This window comes from Psychrobacillus insolitus, assembly GCF_003254155.1.
GTDB classification, from domain to species: domain Bacteria; phylum Bacillota; class Bacilli; order Bacillales_A; family Planococcaceae; genus Psychrobacillus; species Psychrobacillus insolitus.
The window spans coordinates 126,428-141,832 of sequence record NZ_QKZI01000003.1 but is presented as its reverse complement, the minus strand read 5'-3'; the positions used below and the strand labels follow the sequence as shown (position 1 = coordinate 141,832).

Genomic DNA, 15,405 nt, shown 5'->3' with positions numbered 1-15,405 from the left:
TTGCTATTACCTATTATTATTTTATTTTCCTTTGAAAACTGGCTTTCTCTTTTCACTAAACGCATTCAACGCTTCGATACGATCTTCTGTTGGAATCGTCATTTCATATGCCTTCCGTTCAATATTTAACCCCGTTTGTAAATCGACATTCATGCCATGCTTAACAGCGAACTTCGCTTGTTGTAGTGCAATTGGTCCATTGGCAAGCATGAGTGCCGCAAAACTTTCGGTCTCCACTTTCAACGCTTCACGAGTAGTTACTTTTGTTACTAAACCACATGTTAATGCCTCGTCAGCTCGCAGTCTTTTAGCAGTCAATATTAATTCTAACGCCTTTGTTTCTCCAACTAGTCGTGGTAAACGTTGTGTACCACCTGCTCCAGGAATAATTGCTAAGCTGGTCTCTGTTAAACCTAGTTGGATATCATCCGCAGCGATGCGGAAATCACATGCGAGAGCAAGTTCTGTACCACCTCCAAAAGCATAGCCATTTAACATTGCAATTGTAGGCTGGGGTAGGTTTTCAATAGCTGAAAAGACTTCCCCAATTTTATAAATATTTCGTTTTACTTGTAATTCAGTTAATGTTTTTCGTTCTTTTAAATCTGCGCCAACACTGAAAGACTTTTCACCTGCACCAGTAAAAATAACGACACGAATATCAGGATTTATACGAATAGATTCTGCAATATCTCCTAGTTTACGCAACATTTCGTAATTAAATGCGTTTAATGCTTCAGGTCTGTTTAGTGTCACATATGCTAAATTATTATGTTGCTCAAATTGAATGGATTCCATGTCATTTCCTCCTAAGTGTAAAAACTTTTCCATACGAAACATACCATTTTATAAGTTTTCTGTCATGTCTATAGTAAATGGATTCAAAATAAATCGATTTTCCTTAAACTTTTTGATAGAACTGAAACATTGGTTGTATGTCCTATTACTTCGTGAGTTTAAAAACAAGAATTCAGGTGGTAGCTTGGTCCTTATAGAAAGCTCTCTTATTAGGAATGTTTTCTTTAATGGATATAATATTCCATCGTCCGATGTTAGAATTACTCAACGAAGTCCCTCTTACTGATGATGTTTCAGAAACACTTATTGGAATGAAAACAATTAGGAAACCATTTTTAGATTTAGCAATTGCATGTGAAGAAGTACGATGGGACGACATGATTACTGGGGCGAATCTATTGAATGTAAGTCATACGACCTTGAATAATATATATAGAAGCAGGTGCATGGGCAACTGAAGTGGGGAGATCGTAAATAAATCCTGAGCCACGCAGATTTTCGTTACAAGCGGATGCCTTCCGTGGGGCGTGCGGTGAGCCTCCTCGTCGCTCGTAACGAAAATCAGCAAAGTGAATATTGGAAACATAAGTTCAACTAGATATAGAAAAAAGATTGCCTCAGAAAATCAGTTTTACTGACTTTCTGAACAGTCCCGTGACAAATAAATAAATAAATAAATAAATAAATAAATAAATAAATAAATAAATAAATAAATAAATAAATAAATAAATAAATTATAGCCGACTAAAATTCTTCACCAACTTCATTTGATAAAGAACCAAAAAAACTGCCATTTCGTATGAGATGTCAGTTTTTTTCTTGTGCAGGAAAAAAAAATTCAGATGAGGTTGCATTATTTGTTAAAAGTTGTACAATAAAAAGAACAAGTGTTCTATGTGAAGGGGAGGAGAAATTATGCCGCTTATACTAGATGAGGCGATACCTTATTTAGAAAATATGATTTATCTCCCAATGGTTTTGACAATTTTAGAGAAAGACCGAACAATTTTTGAAAGCGGTCCTTTTAAATTGAAACGACCATATATAACAATAGTTGAAGGAGCAACAAAGCAAGTACAAAAAGAGTTAAAAGAAACACGTGTTTATTAAAAAAAGCATAGTATGCAAGTTCTTAGAGGTGAGGGGGATGATATGTTTACAGAATATGTGTTTTTTCATGGTGGTTACGAAGAACATCGTCGTTATTTAAATGTTCGTCTCCGGAATCGAGTTAAAGAGTTACTTTCTATTTATTTTGCCATTGTAGAAAAGGTATTTTAATCAATCAAAAAGGTTCGATTTCTGTTACCAGAGAATTGGACGAAAGTTTTCTCATTTTACTTTGATGAATATTTTTTAACGTAGAGGAACGAGCGAATTGTGTAGTCATAGTAGTCGGAGAACAATTGACTGGTATAATTTTTCCGTTTTTCAGAAAAATTAAGGATCCACCATCATCAGATGAAGAAAATGTTTGAATAGCATCTAAAGAAAACCATACGTTAAAGTCTGACTTTTCCGATAACAAAGGGAAGAAAATACACGGGATTCCAAAGTCATGTGATATAACCAAGGGTAATTTATAGACATTTCCAATTGCATCCCGTGAATTTTTTTTAACTAACTTAATAATAGTCCCATAATGTGAACAAGACTTTTTAATAATGTCATAGGGCTTTAGATTTACGACAAATTCCTCTCCTGAGTTAAGGGTAACTCTTGTGAATACCTTATTTTGAACTCTAATTGACTCTAAAACAGCTGTTTCAAAAGAAATTACGAAAGGTGGCTCATTTTTTAATATAGTCATCTATTTTCCTCTCCTTAATTAGTTATAGCTAAATTATAGTTAATATTTGGAGGAAATCAATACCAAACCATTTTTTCTAATGTTATTTCTTTGTAAAGAGATTTAAATTTTCTAAATATTTAAACAAAAGGATTGCAACTTTGCTTTAATTTTTATATAATAAAAAAAAGGCATCGGGGTGATGGAGATGGACAAACAATATTCATATACGGATTTTTTAAAAGCAATGAGTCAGACAGGAAAAGAAAGTTCCGCTGAAAAACTGTTAAATGAAATTTATCTTGATATGTTTTTGAACATTATCCACCGGGAACAAAGTCAATATCGATTAGTCAAGTTAATAGACGAGGCACTGGACGGTAAAGATCAAGTAGCTTTTATAAAATATACAGATATGTTACATCATTTACAAAAAGTAAATTAAACATAAAGCAAAGCCGCTTATGCAGAGCGGCTTTTTCTTATGTTTACGAAAAAACATACGTTCGTTTTCTTCGTGTTCAAAAAGAGATTATGGTAAACTGAAAATAATAGAAGTGTAGGAGGGTGAATATGGAAAGTATTTTTGATTTGCAATCACCGTATGAGCCAGCAGGAGACCAAATATCCGCAATACAAGAACTAGTAGATGGCATAAAACAAGGCAAAAAACATCAAACATTACTCGGTGCAACAGGCACTGGGAAGACATTTACGATGTCTAATGTAATTCAACAAGTAAACAAACCGACGCTAGTTATGGCACATAATAAAACGCTTGCGGGTCAACTTTATAGTGAGTTTAAAGAGTTCTTTCCAAACAATGCAGTGGAGTACTTTGTAAGTTATTATGACTATTTTCAACCAGAAGCATATGTTCCACAAACAGATACATTTATTGAAAAAGATTCAAGTATAAATGAGGAAATTGATAAGCTACGACATTCTGCAACATCCTCGTTATTTGAACGAAAAGATGTCATCATTATCGCATCTGTTTCGTGCATTTATGGTCTTGGTAATCCAGAAGAGTATAAAGAAATGGTTGTTTCTCTTCGAACAGGGATGGAAATTGAACGAAATCAATTATTGAGAAAATTAGTCGACATTCAATACGAAAGAAATGACATTAACTTTAAACGTGGTACTTTTCGAGTACGTGGAGATGTAGTAGAAATTTTCCCAGCGTCACGCGATGAAAAATGTCTTCGAGTCGAGTTTTTTGGAGATGAAATCGATCGAATTCGAGAAGTAAATGCACTGACAGGAGAAATCTTGTTGGAACGAGAACATGTAGCCATATTCCCAGCATCCCACTTCGTTACGCGGGAAGAAAAGCTGAAACTGGCACTTGAAAACATCGAAATAGAATTAGAAGAGCGGCTAAAAATTTTACGCAGTGAGGATAAGCTGTTAGAAGCACAACGACTAGAGCAGCGAACACGCTATGATTTAGAAATGATGGAAGAAATGGGTTTCTGTTCTGGAATTGAAAACTACTCTCGTCATTTAACTCTTCGTGAAGCGGGAGTAACACCTTATACATTAATGGACTATTTTCCAAAAGACTTTTTACTAGTAGTAGATGAAAGTCATGTTTCATTACCGCAAGTAAGAGGAATGTTTAATGGAGACCAAGCGCGTAAATCGGTGCTCGTAAATTATGGATTTCGACTACCATCAGCACTAGATAATAGACCATTAACATTTGCGGAATTTGAAGATCATGTGCATCAAGCTGTATTTGTATCTGCAACGCCAGGACCATATGAACTAGAACATACACCAGAGATGGTTGAACAAATTATTCGCCCGACAGGACTGTTAGATCCGGTCATTATAGTGAAGCCAATTGAAGGGCAAATTGATGATTTGATCAATGAAATACATGAGCGATCTGCGAAAAATGAACGAGTATTAATCACTACTTTGACGAAAAAAATGTCTGAGGACTTAACCGATTATTTAAAAGAAATCGGTATTAAAGTGCAGTATTTACACTCAGACATAAAAACATTAGAACGAATTGAAATTATTCGAGAACTTCGATTAGGAACGTATGATGTCCTGATTGGTATAAATTTACTTAGAGAAGGGATAGATATACCTGAAGTATCTCTTGTAGCTATATTGGATGCTGACAAAGAAGGATTCCTACGTTCAGAGCGTTCATTAATTCAAATAACGGGACGAGCAGCAAGAAATTCAAACGGGGAAGTTATTATGTACGCCGATAGAATGACTGACTCTATGCGTAAAGCGATTGATGAAACATCTCGGCGTCGTACGATTCAAATGGAATACAATGAAAAACATGGAATTAAACCAACAACGATTGTGAAGAAAATACGTGATGTTATACGTGCATCTCAAGTTGCAGAAGAGCAAGAAACTTACGCGCAACGATTATTGAGTGGAAAAGCATTAACAAAAGCAGAAAAAGTGAAGCTATTAGATAATCTAGAAAAAGAAATGAAGGATGCAGCCAAAGCATTGAATTTCGAACGAGCTGCAGAATTACGCGATGCAATCCTGGAACTTAAGCTGGAAGGATGATACCTGTTGAAAAACCAAGAAATTGTGATACAAGGTGCAAGAGCACATAATTTAAAAAATGTTAGTTTGACAATTCCTAGAGATAAACTAGTTGTCATGACAGGATTATCCGGTTCTGGAAAATCATCTTTAGCATTCGACACGATTTATGCGGAAGGGCAAAGACGATATGTAGAGTCTTTATCATCGTATGCAAGACAGTTTTTAGGACAAATGGATAAACCAGATGTCGATGTTATAGAGGGATTATCACCTGCTATATCAATTGACCAAAAAACGACAAGTAAAAATCCTCGTTCTACTGTAGGTACGGTAACGGAAATTTATGATTATATCCGATTATTATTCGCCCGCGTAGGGAAACCAATCTGTCCAACACACGGAACAGAAATTTCTTCCCAAACAATAGAACAAATGGTGGATCGTTTAAGTGAATATCCTGAAAAAACGCGGATGCAAATATTGGCTCCAATTGTTTCGGGACGTAAAGGAACGCATATAAAATTATTCGAAGAAATGAAGAAACAAGGATATGTACGCGTTCGAATCGACGGGGAATTAATAGACTTAGATGATGATATTAATTTAGATAAAAATAAAAAACATAATATAGAAGTAGTAATAGACCGAATTGTAATGAAAGAAGGCGTAGCTCCAAGGTTAAGCGATTCGATACAATCAGCGCTTAGAATCGCAGATGGACGAGTACTAATCGACGTAATGGAACATGAAGAAGTTCTATTTAGTGAGCACCATGCCTGTCCGATTTGTGGATTTTCTATTGGGGAGCTAGAACCTCGTATGTTTTCGTTTAATAGCCCATTTGGTGCTTGTCCAGCATGCGATGGTCTTGGGACAAAACTAGAAGTCGATCCAGAGTTAGTAGTGCCAGATAAAAGCTTAACGCTAGAAGAAGGTGCAATTCTTGCATGGCAACCAACCAGTTCCCAGTACTATCCAAAACTATTAGAAGCTGTCTGCAAACATTATAAAATTAAAATGAATGTGCCGGTAGAAAAATTACCGATTGACCAGTGGAATAAAATCATGCATGGATCAGGGGAAGATAAAATACACTTCCATTATGAAAATGAATTCGGACAAGTACGTGATAGTCAAATTCAATTTGAAGGGGTACTCTCCAATATAGAACGTCGCTATAAAGACACTTCATCGGACTATGTTCGAGAACAGATGGAAAAATACATGGGACAACATAATTGTCCAACTTGCAAAGGTTATCGGTTGAAACCCGAAACATTAGCTGTGAAAGTTGATTCTTTACATATTGGACAAGTTACGCAATTTTCAATTGAAGATGCCAATAAGTTTTTCAAACAGTTAACATTATCAGAAAAGGATACACAAATTGCTCGGCCTGTTTTCAGAGAAATTAATGAACGCTTAGGGTTTTTAGAAAATGTTGGACTCGATTATCTCACACTGAGTCGTGCAGCGGGTACATTATCAGGTGGGGAAGCGCAAAGAATTCGACTGGCTACACAAATTGGTTCTAGATTGACAGGAGTTTTATATATTTTAGATGAACCTTCAATAGGACTACATCAACGTGATAATGAAAGGCTAATTAGCTCGCTGAAAAGTATGCGTGATCTTGGAAATTCATTAATCGTCGTAGAACATGATGAAGACACAATGATGGCAGCTGATTATTTAATCGACGTTGGTCCTGGAGCAGGTATCCACGGAGGGGAAATTGTTGCCGCGGGAACTCCTGAACAGGTAATGAAAAATACAAAGTCACTTACAGGGCAGTATTTGAGTGGGAAAAAGTTTATTCCTCTACCTACCGAAAGAAGAAAACCTGATGGTCGTTTTATAAAGATTAAAGGTGCAACTGAAAATAATTTAAAAAATGTCAAGGTAGATATTCCTTTAGGTGTATTTATAGCAGTAACTGGTGTTTCAGGATCAGGGAAAAGTACACTTGTAAATGAAATCCTCTACAAGTCCCTGGCGCAAAAACTGAATCGTTCCAAAGTGAAACCTGGAGCAAACAAAGGCATCGAAGGCATGGAAGTATTAGAAAAAGTCATTGATATTGACCAGGCTCCAATTGGTCGTACACCAAGATCGAATCCGGCTACATATACAGGTGTTTTTGATGATATTCGTGATTTGTACGCAGTGACTAATGAAGCAAAAGTAAGAGGCTATAAAAAAGGAAGATTCAGTTTTAACGTAAAAGGTGGACGATGTGAAGCCTGTCGTGGAGATGGAATTATCAAAATTGAGATGCATTTCTTGCCAGATGTTTATGTTCCTTGTGAAGTATGCCATGGAAAACGATATAACCGAGAAACATTAGAAGTTCACTATAGAGGAAAAAGTATTGCAGACGTATTAGAAATGACTGTTGAAGAGGGATGTACATTTTTTGAAAATCATCCGAAAATTAGTAGGAAAATACAGACAATCGCGGACGTTGGATTAGGCTATATGAAGTTAGGACAATCCGCAACTACTCTATCGGGCGGAGAAGCGCAACGTGTCAAACTTGCTTCTGAGCTGCATAAGCGTTCAAATGGAAAATCATTTTATATTTTAGATGAACCAACTACTGGATTGCATGTGGATGATATCGCTCGACTACTCACTGTTCTTCAAAGACTAGTCGAAAATGGTGATACCGTATTGGTTATTGAACATAATCTAGATGTTATTAAAACAGCGGATTATATGATTGACTTAGGTCCAGAGGGCGGAGATAAGGGCGGCATGATTGTGGCTGTTGGGACACCAGAACAAATTGCTGCAAACAAAAAATCATATACTGGGAAGTATTTAAAATCAGTTTTAGAAAGAGATCGTAAACGAATGGATGATGTTGTGTCCAAAGCAACAGAAAAGAAATCTACTGCTGTAAAATCTTAAATGAAACTTTTTATTTTTTCATTCGTATTAAGTATAGTAAGTAAATTGTTTCGCACTTAGAATTTATGAGGAGGTCTTTCACTATGCAAGAAGAAACGAAACGTATTTTGGATATGGTTGAAAATGGCGTACTCACGGCACAAGAAGCGAAAGAGCTGTTAGAGGTTCTTGGTAATCAATCTACAGTCATAACACCAGAAGTAAAAGAAGAATTTAAAAAAGAACCATACACCCAAGAAAATGCGGATTTTATAGACGAGTTAAAAAGAGATTTTACGGTAGTTGGAGAACGTTTCATGCAATTTATGCAAGGAACAGTTGAGAAAATAAAACAATTTGATTTTGAAATGCCATTTGGAGAACCAGTAGTATTTCAAGAAAAAGTAGTAAAAGAGGATGCACAATTCGATGATATTTCTATCGATATTGCAAATGGTAAAGTGGAGATATACCCATCGGAAGATGCAACAACATATGCAGATGTGACGGTGAAATCGTATAAAAACTCTACGGAAGAAGAAGCAAAAACTCATTTTAATAGTGAATTTGTTTTTACAACAGAAGGAAACAAATTACGTATGTATAGTGATTTGAAAACTACGTCTGTTCAAGTAGTGTTATATGTACCAAAAAAAGCATACAATCAGATTTCCGTACGTCTTTTTAATGGAGACTTCATAGCACAACAATTAGAAGCCAACTCGATTAAAGTGAAAACAACGAACGGAAAAATAAACTGGAATGAACTGAAGTTTGGTCAAGGAGACATCGAAACTGTAAATGGTTCTGTTCAAGTTCAAGATGTGGAAGGCGAATCCATTGAAGTAGAAACGGTTAATGGTCGAATTTATGTAGATGGTAATCTGAAAGAAATAGAAGGTTCATCTGTCAGCGGACATGTAATTTTAACGACAAAAGCAAAAGAAGCTCGTAAAGTCGAAGGAACTGCTATTGCAGGGAATGTCGAATTATATGTACCAAAAGATGTTTCTTTAAAAGGGGAAGCAACATCCCAAATGGGGAAACTAGACGTTCAACTACCCGATGTAACGCATCTAAATCAATCGGAACAATTGCTACACAAAAAAGTTGTATTTACTAAAATCCTAGAGAACGAATCAGAACCACTTCGTGTACATGGTGAAGCTAAAACAGGATCTGTTGTAATACGTTATACAAGTGAAGGCGAATAATCAAATCAATAGAAAAAGCAGTTCTTTATCAAATGACGTTGGTGAAGACTATAATTGATTGATTTATTTGTCGCGGGACTGTCCAGAAAGTCAGTAAAACTGATTTTTTGCGGCAGTCTTTTTTTTGTAGTTTTTCAAGCTTTTTTCTAAATCTGTTTGAACTTATGTTTCCGATATTCACTTTGGAGCAGTGCGCCTCTTCTTTATTAAATAAATAGAGAATAAAGGTGATTGGATACAAATTTTTTCAATAATCATGCTAAAATAAGAACTATGTAAAAACAGAAGCGTGAAAGGAGTTAAGAATGATGACCCATGTAACGACGAAAGATATTAAAGACCAATTCAATTTATCACTCGTGAGTGGAGAAGAAGGTATTGGACGTCATATTTCAATCAGCGATATTTCTCGACCAGGGATTGAAATAGCGGGTTATTTTATGCATTATCCATCCAATCGGATTCAATTATTAGGAAAAACAGAGATATCTTTTTTAGGCTTATTAGAACCGGAAGAAAAACAAGATCGAATGATGAAATTATGTGCACTAGATACTCCGGTTATTATTATTGCACATGATATGGAAGTTCCAGAGGAGTTAATCTTTGCTTCAAATGAAAAATCAGTGCCGGTATTAACAACAAAGATGCCTACAACTAGGTTTTCAAGTAAACTTACGAATTTTTTAGAAAGTAAACTTGCTCCAACAACAGCAGTTCATGGTGTATTGGTAGACATATACGGTGTTGGAGTATTAATCACTGGTAAAAGTGGAGTAGGTAAAAGTGAAACAGCGCTTGAATTAGTAAAGAGAGGACATCGTTTAGTTGCGGATGATTGTGTAGAAATTAGGCAAGAAGGCGAGAATATGCTCGTAGGAAGTGCACCAAAGTTAATCGAACATCTTCTTGAAATTCGAGGGCTTGGGATTATTGATATTATGACACTTTTTGGAGCAAGTGCTATTCGATCGTATAAACGTATTACGCTAATAATTGAATTAGAAATATGGGATGAGAAAAAGCCATATGATCGACTTGGAATAGAAGAAGAGAAGATGGAAATCATTGATACTCCCATAACGAAGCTTACGGTTCCAGTAAGACCTGGGCGAAACTTGGCAGTCATTATTGAGGTAGCAGCAATGAATCATCGATTAAAACGAATGGGCGTAAATGCAGCAGAAGATTTTGCGAAACGATTAGATAATGTGATTACGGGAAATGAAAACTAAACTACTAGGTTATGAATTGAGAGGAGTTTCAAATGAATATCTTATTACATGCTATTGATCCAATAGCATTTTCGTTAGGACCATTAACAATAAGATGGTACGGAGCAATAATTGCTTTTGGTATTATTTTAGCATTTATCGTGGGACAACGAGAAATGGTTAAACGTGGATTTCATCCAGATTATTTAACAGATTTACTAATATGGGCAGTGCCAATAGCGATTATTTCTGCACGTATATATTATGTCATTTTCAAATGGGATTTTTATAGTGAAAACCCAGGGAAAATCATTGAAATATGGAATGGTGGAATTGCCATTCATGGGGCATTAATAGGTTCATTCATCACTGCATACGTCTTTACGAAAAAAAGAAAAACGTCTTTTTGGAAGGTAGCAGATGTACTTGCTCCAAGTATATTAATCGGACAATTAATTGGACGATGGGGTAATTTTATAAACCAAGAAGCACATGGTGGAGAAGTTACAAGAGGATTTTTGGAAAATCTTTTCCTTCCTGATTGGATTATCAATCAAATGTATATTGATGGTACATATTATCATCCAACCTTTTTATATGAATCGGTTTGGAGCTTAGTTGGATTGTTGCTATTACTAGTACTTCGGAAAGTAAACTTACTACGCGGCGAAATGTTCTTATTTTACTTAACTTGGTATTCTATTGGACGCTTCTTTATAGAAGGAATGCGAACAGATAGCCTCTATATAATTGGGGATTTACGAACTGCACAAGTTGTTTCCTTAGTAACGATTGTCATTGCAATTGTCCTATTTTTCTACAGAAGAGCAAAGGTTAAACCTATCGTTCGTTATTTAGATAAGTAAAGAAAGAAGTGAACAAACATGGGGATACTGAAAAGAGGTCTATTAGCAGGACTGAAAACTACTTGGACATTAAGTAAAGTAATTTTCCCTATCACATTAATTGTCGTTATTTTGCAATATACGCCTGTTCTTCCTTGGATCATTGATTTAATATCTCCTTTTATGGGCTTACTTGGACTTCGAGGAGAAGCTGCTATTCCACTTGTTTTAGGGAATGCACTTAATCTATATGCAGGAATTGCAGGGATTTTATCATTAGAGTTGACGGTGAAAGAAGTATTTATATTAGCGACGATGTTATCCTTTTCACATAATATATTTATCGAAACAGCAGTTGCTTTGCGGGTTGGCGTCAAGCTTTGGGTTGTATTAGTAGTGCGTTTTGGACTTGCTATTCTTTCTGCAATACTCATTAATGTATTTTGGAAAGGTGGAGGAGAGATTGCGAAGTACGGAGTTACTTCGGTCTCTCAGCAAGTACCTGATGGCTGGGGAGAGATTATCTTACTTGGTTTACAAAAAGCAACATTTGGAGTTGTACAACTTGCGTTAATTGTCATTCCTTTAATGGTCATCATTCAATTCTTGAAAGAGCGTAATTATTTACAGAAGCTTTCCAATGCGATCGCACCATTTACTAAAATTATTGGTGTGCAGCCGAATGCCTCGTTGACGTTGGTTGCAGGTCTTGTAATGGGTCTTGCATTCGGAGCAGGCGTGATGATTCAAGCTGTGCGAGAGGATGGAGTAAGTAAAAAAGATGCAACGCTTGCTTTTATTTTCCTCATCGCATGTCATGCTATAGTGGAAGACACACTTATATTCATTCCTTTAGGAATCCCTATTTTACCTTTATTTTTAATTCGAATTTCAACGGCATTTATCCTAACGATTGTAGTAGCCTTTGCATGGAGAAGGGCTGAGAGTAGTAAACAAAAGGAAGTGGCGACATTATGAGTAAGCGTGTATACAAAGCATTATTATTTGATCTAGATGGTACACTTATTAACACAAATGAATTAATAATCGACACATTTCTACATGTTTTAGGAGAAAAATTTCCCGGGAAATACGATAGAGAAGCTGTTATCCCTTTTTTAGGACCTTCGTTGGAAGACACATTTTCTAGCGTAGATTCGACACAAATTGACGAGTTAACAGCTTCTTATAAGGCATGGAATGAAAAAATGCATGATGAAATGGTTGAAGGATTTGAAGGAGTTGCAGAAACGCTTCATCTGTTGAAAGAAAAGGGATATAAGCTTGCAATTGTTTCGACCAAAAGAAGGGTCATGATTGAAAAAGGATTAAAAATAATTCAATGTCAACATTTATTTGATACAATAGTTGGATTAGAGGATGTTAAAAATACGAAGCCAGATCCAGAATCACTTGAACTTGCTTTGCAAAGATTAGGTATTGCAAAAGAAAATGCATTAATGATTGGGGATAATTATCACGATATTGTAGGAGGTCAAAATGCATTGGTAGATACAGCTGCTGTTGCATGGTCCATAAAAGGTGAAGACTTTTTAGCGACTTTCCATCCTACTTATATGCTCCATCATATTACTGATTTGCTTGCAATTGTGGAAGGACAGCCAGTATGAGAAAAACGAAAAGGTATCCTGTAAGTGGGGCTAATTCGTTATGGCATGTATATGATACAGTTCCTTTTTGGAAAGTAGTGAAAAATTTTGTTTTTATCCAATCGGCAAGGTATTCTCCTGTGTTGAGCTGGAAGAACTTCATTTATCGAACGTTTTTGAAAATGGAAGTAGGAAAAGAGACATCATTTGCATTGATGGTAATGGTGGATGTGATGTTCCCTGAAAGAATTAAAGTCGGTGCAAACTCAGTAATTGGCTATAATACAACTATTTTAGCGCATGAATATTTAATTGATGAATACCGAATTGGCGATGTTATTATCGGAGACCGTGTATTGGTTGGTGCAAATACAACCATCTTGCCTGGCATAACCATTGGGAACGATGCAATAGTATCGGCTGCAACACTGGTCAATAAAGATGTTCCAGAAGGGTGCTTTGTTGGTGGTAATCCAATGCGCATTATTTACACGAAAGAACAAATGCAAGAACGTAAAGGCAAAAATATATAAAAAAGCTATCTTTCAGGGCGGAAAGATAGCTTTTTTTACTAAAGATACTTTCTTGAATAATCAGTTCAACAAATGTGATTTGACTAAATGAATAATATGCGTTAAAATTTATTTAATTTAACGCGTTAGTTCTCTAGTGTACTAAAGTGAATTTAGGAGTGATTTGATGAGCAAGATTCAAATGTTCGAAAAACCGTTAGGAATGAGAGACTCATTTCCAAAAGTTTTTGAACAAAAAGAATATATTCGTTCAACCGCAAGAGATTTTATCCGAAATAAAGGATATGACTTTATCAAAACACCAAGTGTCGAATATTTTGAAACAATCGGGAAGGCATCTGCAATTGATGAATCCTCCCTTTTTAAATTAGTAGATAATCAAGGAGAAATGCTTGTACTAAGACCAGATATGACAACTCCAATAGCGCGTATTGCGGCATCTAAGTTGTTAAAAGAAAAGAATCCATTGCGTTTAGCTTATTTTGCAAACGTGTTTCGTGCCCAACAACAAGAGGGTGGAAGACCAGCAGAATTTGAGCAGTTAGGTCTTGAATTAATAGGAGACTTTAGTGCATATGGTGATAGTGAAATAGTGAACGCTGCAGCTGAGCTTTTGAAGGCGCTTGGAGTAGAAAGCTTCCGTATTACAATCGGTCATGCAGGAATATTGACAGCTATTTTAGAAAACAACACGAATAACCAAGAGCAAGTAAGTGCATTGCGCCAATTATTAGTAGAAAAGAACTTTGTAGGTTTTGAAGAAATGTTAGAAGAGTTACAATTGACAGAAGAACAAAAAGGACAGCTTACTCGCATGGTTGAATCTTCTATTGAAGCATCACCATTGCAAAACTTTAGAACGTTTTTAACAGACGAGCAGCAAGTATTACTAGATCATGTTGAAACACTTCAAAAGTTACTTAATGTTCAACTGAGTGATCCTTTACTAATTTCGTTTGATTTCACATTAGCTAGTCATATGAGTTATTACACAGGTATGTTGTTTGAAATTCATGCAGCAGGAAGTGGTTTCCCGATTGGTAGTGGTGGTCGATATGATGAGTTATTTAGATTATTTGATGAAGAAGTTGGAGCAACAGGATTTGGAATACGTGTAGATAGACTGCTAGAAGTATTGCCAGATAAAACAGTAAAAGAAAAGCATACACTTATTTTATTCGAAGAGGGATTTTATCAAAAATCGAATGAGCTTGCAGAGGAAAGAAGAAGTAAGTCTGAAAGAGTGACACTTCAGTATGCAGCGAGTGTTCTTGATTTAGATGTATTTAAACAAAACTTTGATGAAGTAATAATGGTCTCAGAAGGTGGTTCGTTAACGTGAATGAATTAACTATTGCAATGCCAAAAGGTCGTATTTTTGAAGAAGCGTATCAAATGTTTATCGATGCTGGATTTGATCTGCCAAGTGAAATAGATGACTCTAGAAAGTTAATCGTAGAGGCACCAAACGAACGTATTCAATTCATTCTAGCTAAGCCAATGGATGTACCTGTTTATGTGGAGCACGGGGTTGCAGACATCGGAATTGCAGGAAAAGATGTATTATTAGAACAGCATCGTGATGTCCACGAATTGTTGGATTTACATATTAGTAATTGTTATATTGCTACCGCAGGATTACCTAACACGCAAATGGATGACATTGCTCCACGTGTGGCAACAAAATATCCAACAATTGCAACGAACTTTTATAAAGAAAAAGGCGAGCAAGTGGAAATTATTGAGCTTAATGGATCGATTGAATTAGCACCAATGATTGGACTTGCAGATCGTATTGTCGATATCGTTTCAACAGGACAAACGCTAAAAGAAAATGGCTTAGTTGAATATGAAAAAATCGTCGATATTTCTTCTCGTTTGATCGTAAATCCTGTTAGTTATCGAGTGAAAAATGAACGAATTAGACAATTTGTTGCACAATTAAAAAATGGAATGAATAAAAGGTAGGCGA

General features: G+C 35.8%; 14 protein-coding genes and 1 pseudogene. 13 read left to right on the top strand and 2 right to left on the bottom strand.

The genetic code is table 11. The annotated features are described in order from the left end of the window. Positions 1 to 21: 21 nt before the first annotated feature. On the bottom strand, positions 22 to 798 hold the full coding sequence (locus C7437_RS10020; protein ID WP_111439550.1) for an enoyl-CoA hydratase-related protein: 777 nt from the start codon (positions 796 to 798) through the stop codon (positions 22 to 24). A 227-nt stretch (positions 799 to 1,025) separates the two neighbouring features. Here C7437_RS10020 and C7437_RS10015 point away from each other — a divergent pair, with 227 nt between their 5' ends. Both C7437_RS10015 and C7437_RS17510 read left to right on the top strand, forming a co-directional pair. Further along, positions 1,026 to 1,256, top strand: a complete 231-nt coding sequence (locus tag C7437_RS10015) for a hypothetical protein (RefSeq protein WP_111439549.1) — start codon at positions 1,026 to 1,028, stop codon at positions 1,254 to 1,256. Positions 1,257 to 1,713: 457 nt separating this feature from the next. Next, a pseudogene (locus C7437_RS17510) lies at positions 1,714 to 2,079 on the top strand (YhjD family protein). Positions 2,080 to 2,083: 4 nt separating this feature from the next. On the opposite strand, the gene C7437_RS10005 reads toward C7437_RS17510, so the two are convergent. Next, a complete protein-coding gene (locus tag C7437_RS10005; RefSeq protein ID WP_111439548.1) occupies positions 2,084 to 2,608 on the bottom strand; it encodes a competence protein ComK in 525 nt (174 codons plus the stop codon). 187 nt (positions 2,609 to 2,795) lie between these two features. Between C7437_RS10005 and C7437_RS10000 the strand changes: the two genes are divergently transcribed. The 11 genes from C7437_RS10000 (at position 2,796) to hisG (ending at position 15,401) form a co-directional block, all read left to right on the top strand. Then, complete coding sequence (locus C7437_RS10000; RefSeq protein ID WP_111439547.1) at positions 2,796 to 3,032, top strand: IDEAL domain-containing protein; 237 nt, start codon at positions 2,796 to 2,798, stop codon at positions 3,030 to 3,032. 128 nt (positions 3,033 to 3,160) lie between these two features. Then, the gene (uvrB, locus tag C7437_RS09995) at positions 3,161 to 5,143 is read left to right on the top strand and encodes an excinuclease ABC subunit UvrB (protein ID WP_111439546.1); all 1,983 of its coding nucleotides are present in this window, start codon (positions 3,161 to 3,163) and stop codon (positions 5,141 to 5,143) included. A 6-nt stretch (positions 5,144 to 5,149) separates the two neighbouring features. Further along, a complete protein-coding gene (uvrA, locus tag C7437_RS09990; RefSeq protein ID WP_111439545.1) occupies positions 5,150 to 8,038 on the top strand; it encodes an excinuclease ABC subunit UvrA in 2,889 nt (962 codons plus the stop codon). Positions 8,039 to 8,121: 83 nt separating this feature from the next. Further along, positions 8,122 to 9,231 (top strand): DUF4097 family beta strand repeat-containing protein, encoded by a 1,110-nt coding sequence (locus C7437_RS09985; RefSeq protein ID WP_111439544.1) that lies wholly within the window; start codon positions 8,122 to 8,124, stop codon positions 9,229 to 9,231. A gap of 308 nt (positions 9,232 to 9,539) precedes the next feature. After that, positions 9,540 to 10,466, top strand: coding sequence for an HPr(Ser) kinase/phosphatase (hprK, locus tag C7437_RS09980; protein ID WP_111439543.1), 927 nt, complete (start codon positions 9,540 to 9,542; stop codon positions 10,464 to 10,466). A gap of 32 nt (positions 10,467 to 10,498) precedes the next feature. Continuing rightward, positions 10,499 to 11,311, top strand: coding sequence for a prolipoprotein diacylglyceryl transferase (gene lgt / locus C7437_RS09975; protein ID WP_111439542.1), 813 nt, complete (start codon positions 10,499 to 10,501; stop codon positions 11,309 to 11,311). An 18-nt stretch (positions 11,312 to 11,329) separates the two neighbouring features. Next, positions 11,330 to 12,268 (top strand): nucleoside recognition domain-containing protein, encoded by a 939-nt coding sequence (locus tag C7437_RS09970; protein ID WP_111439541.1) that lies wholly within the window; start codon positions 11,330 to 11,332, stop codon positions 12,266 to 12,268. Then, the gene (ppaX, locus tag C7437_RS09965) at positions 12,265 to 12,921 is read left to right on the top strand and encodes a pyrophosphatase PpaX (protein WP_111439540.1); all 657 of its coding nucleotides are present in this window, start codon (positions 12,265 to 12,267) and stop codon (positions 12,919 to 12,921) included. The genes C7437_RS09970 and ppaX overlap by 4 nt, the downstream gene beginning before the upstream one ends. After that, positions 12,918 to 13,433 (top strand): acyltransferase, encoded by a 516-nt coding sequence (locus tag C7437_RS09960; protein ID WP_111439539.1) that lies wholly within the window; start codon positions 12,918 to 12,920, stop codon positions 13,431 to 13,433. Before ppaX ends, C7437_RS09960 begins: the two co-directional genes overlap by 4 nt. 166 nt (positions 13,434 to 13,599) lie before the next feature. Further along, complete coding sequence (locus C7437_RS09955; protein ID WP_111439538.1) at positions 13,600 to 14,775, top strand: ATP phosphoribosyltransferase regulatory subunit; 1,176 nt, start codon at positions 13,600 to 13,602, stop codon at positions 14,773 to 14,775. Next, positions 14,772 to 15,401 (top strand): ATP phosphoribosyltransferase, encoded by a 630-nt coding sequence (gene hisG / locus C7437_RS09950; RefSeq protein ID WP_111439537.1) that lies wholly within the window; start codon positions 14,772 to 14,774, stop codon positions 15,399 to 15,401. Before C7437_RS09955 ends, hisG begins: the two co-directional genes overlap by 4 nt. Positions 15,402 to 15,405 lie beyond the last annotated feature (4 nt).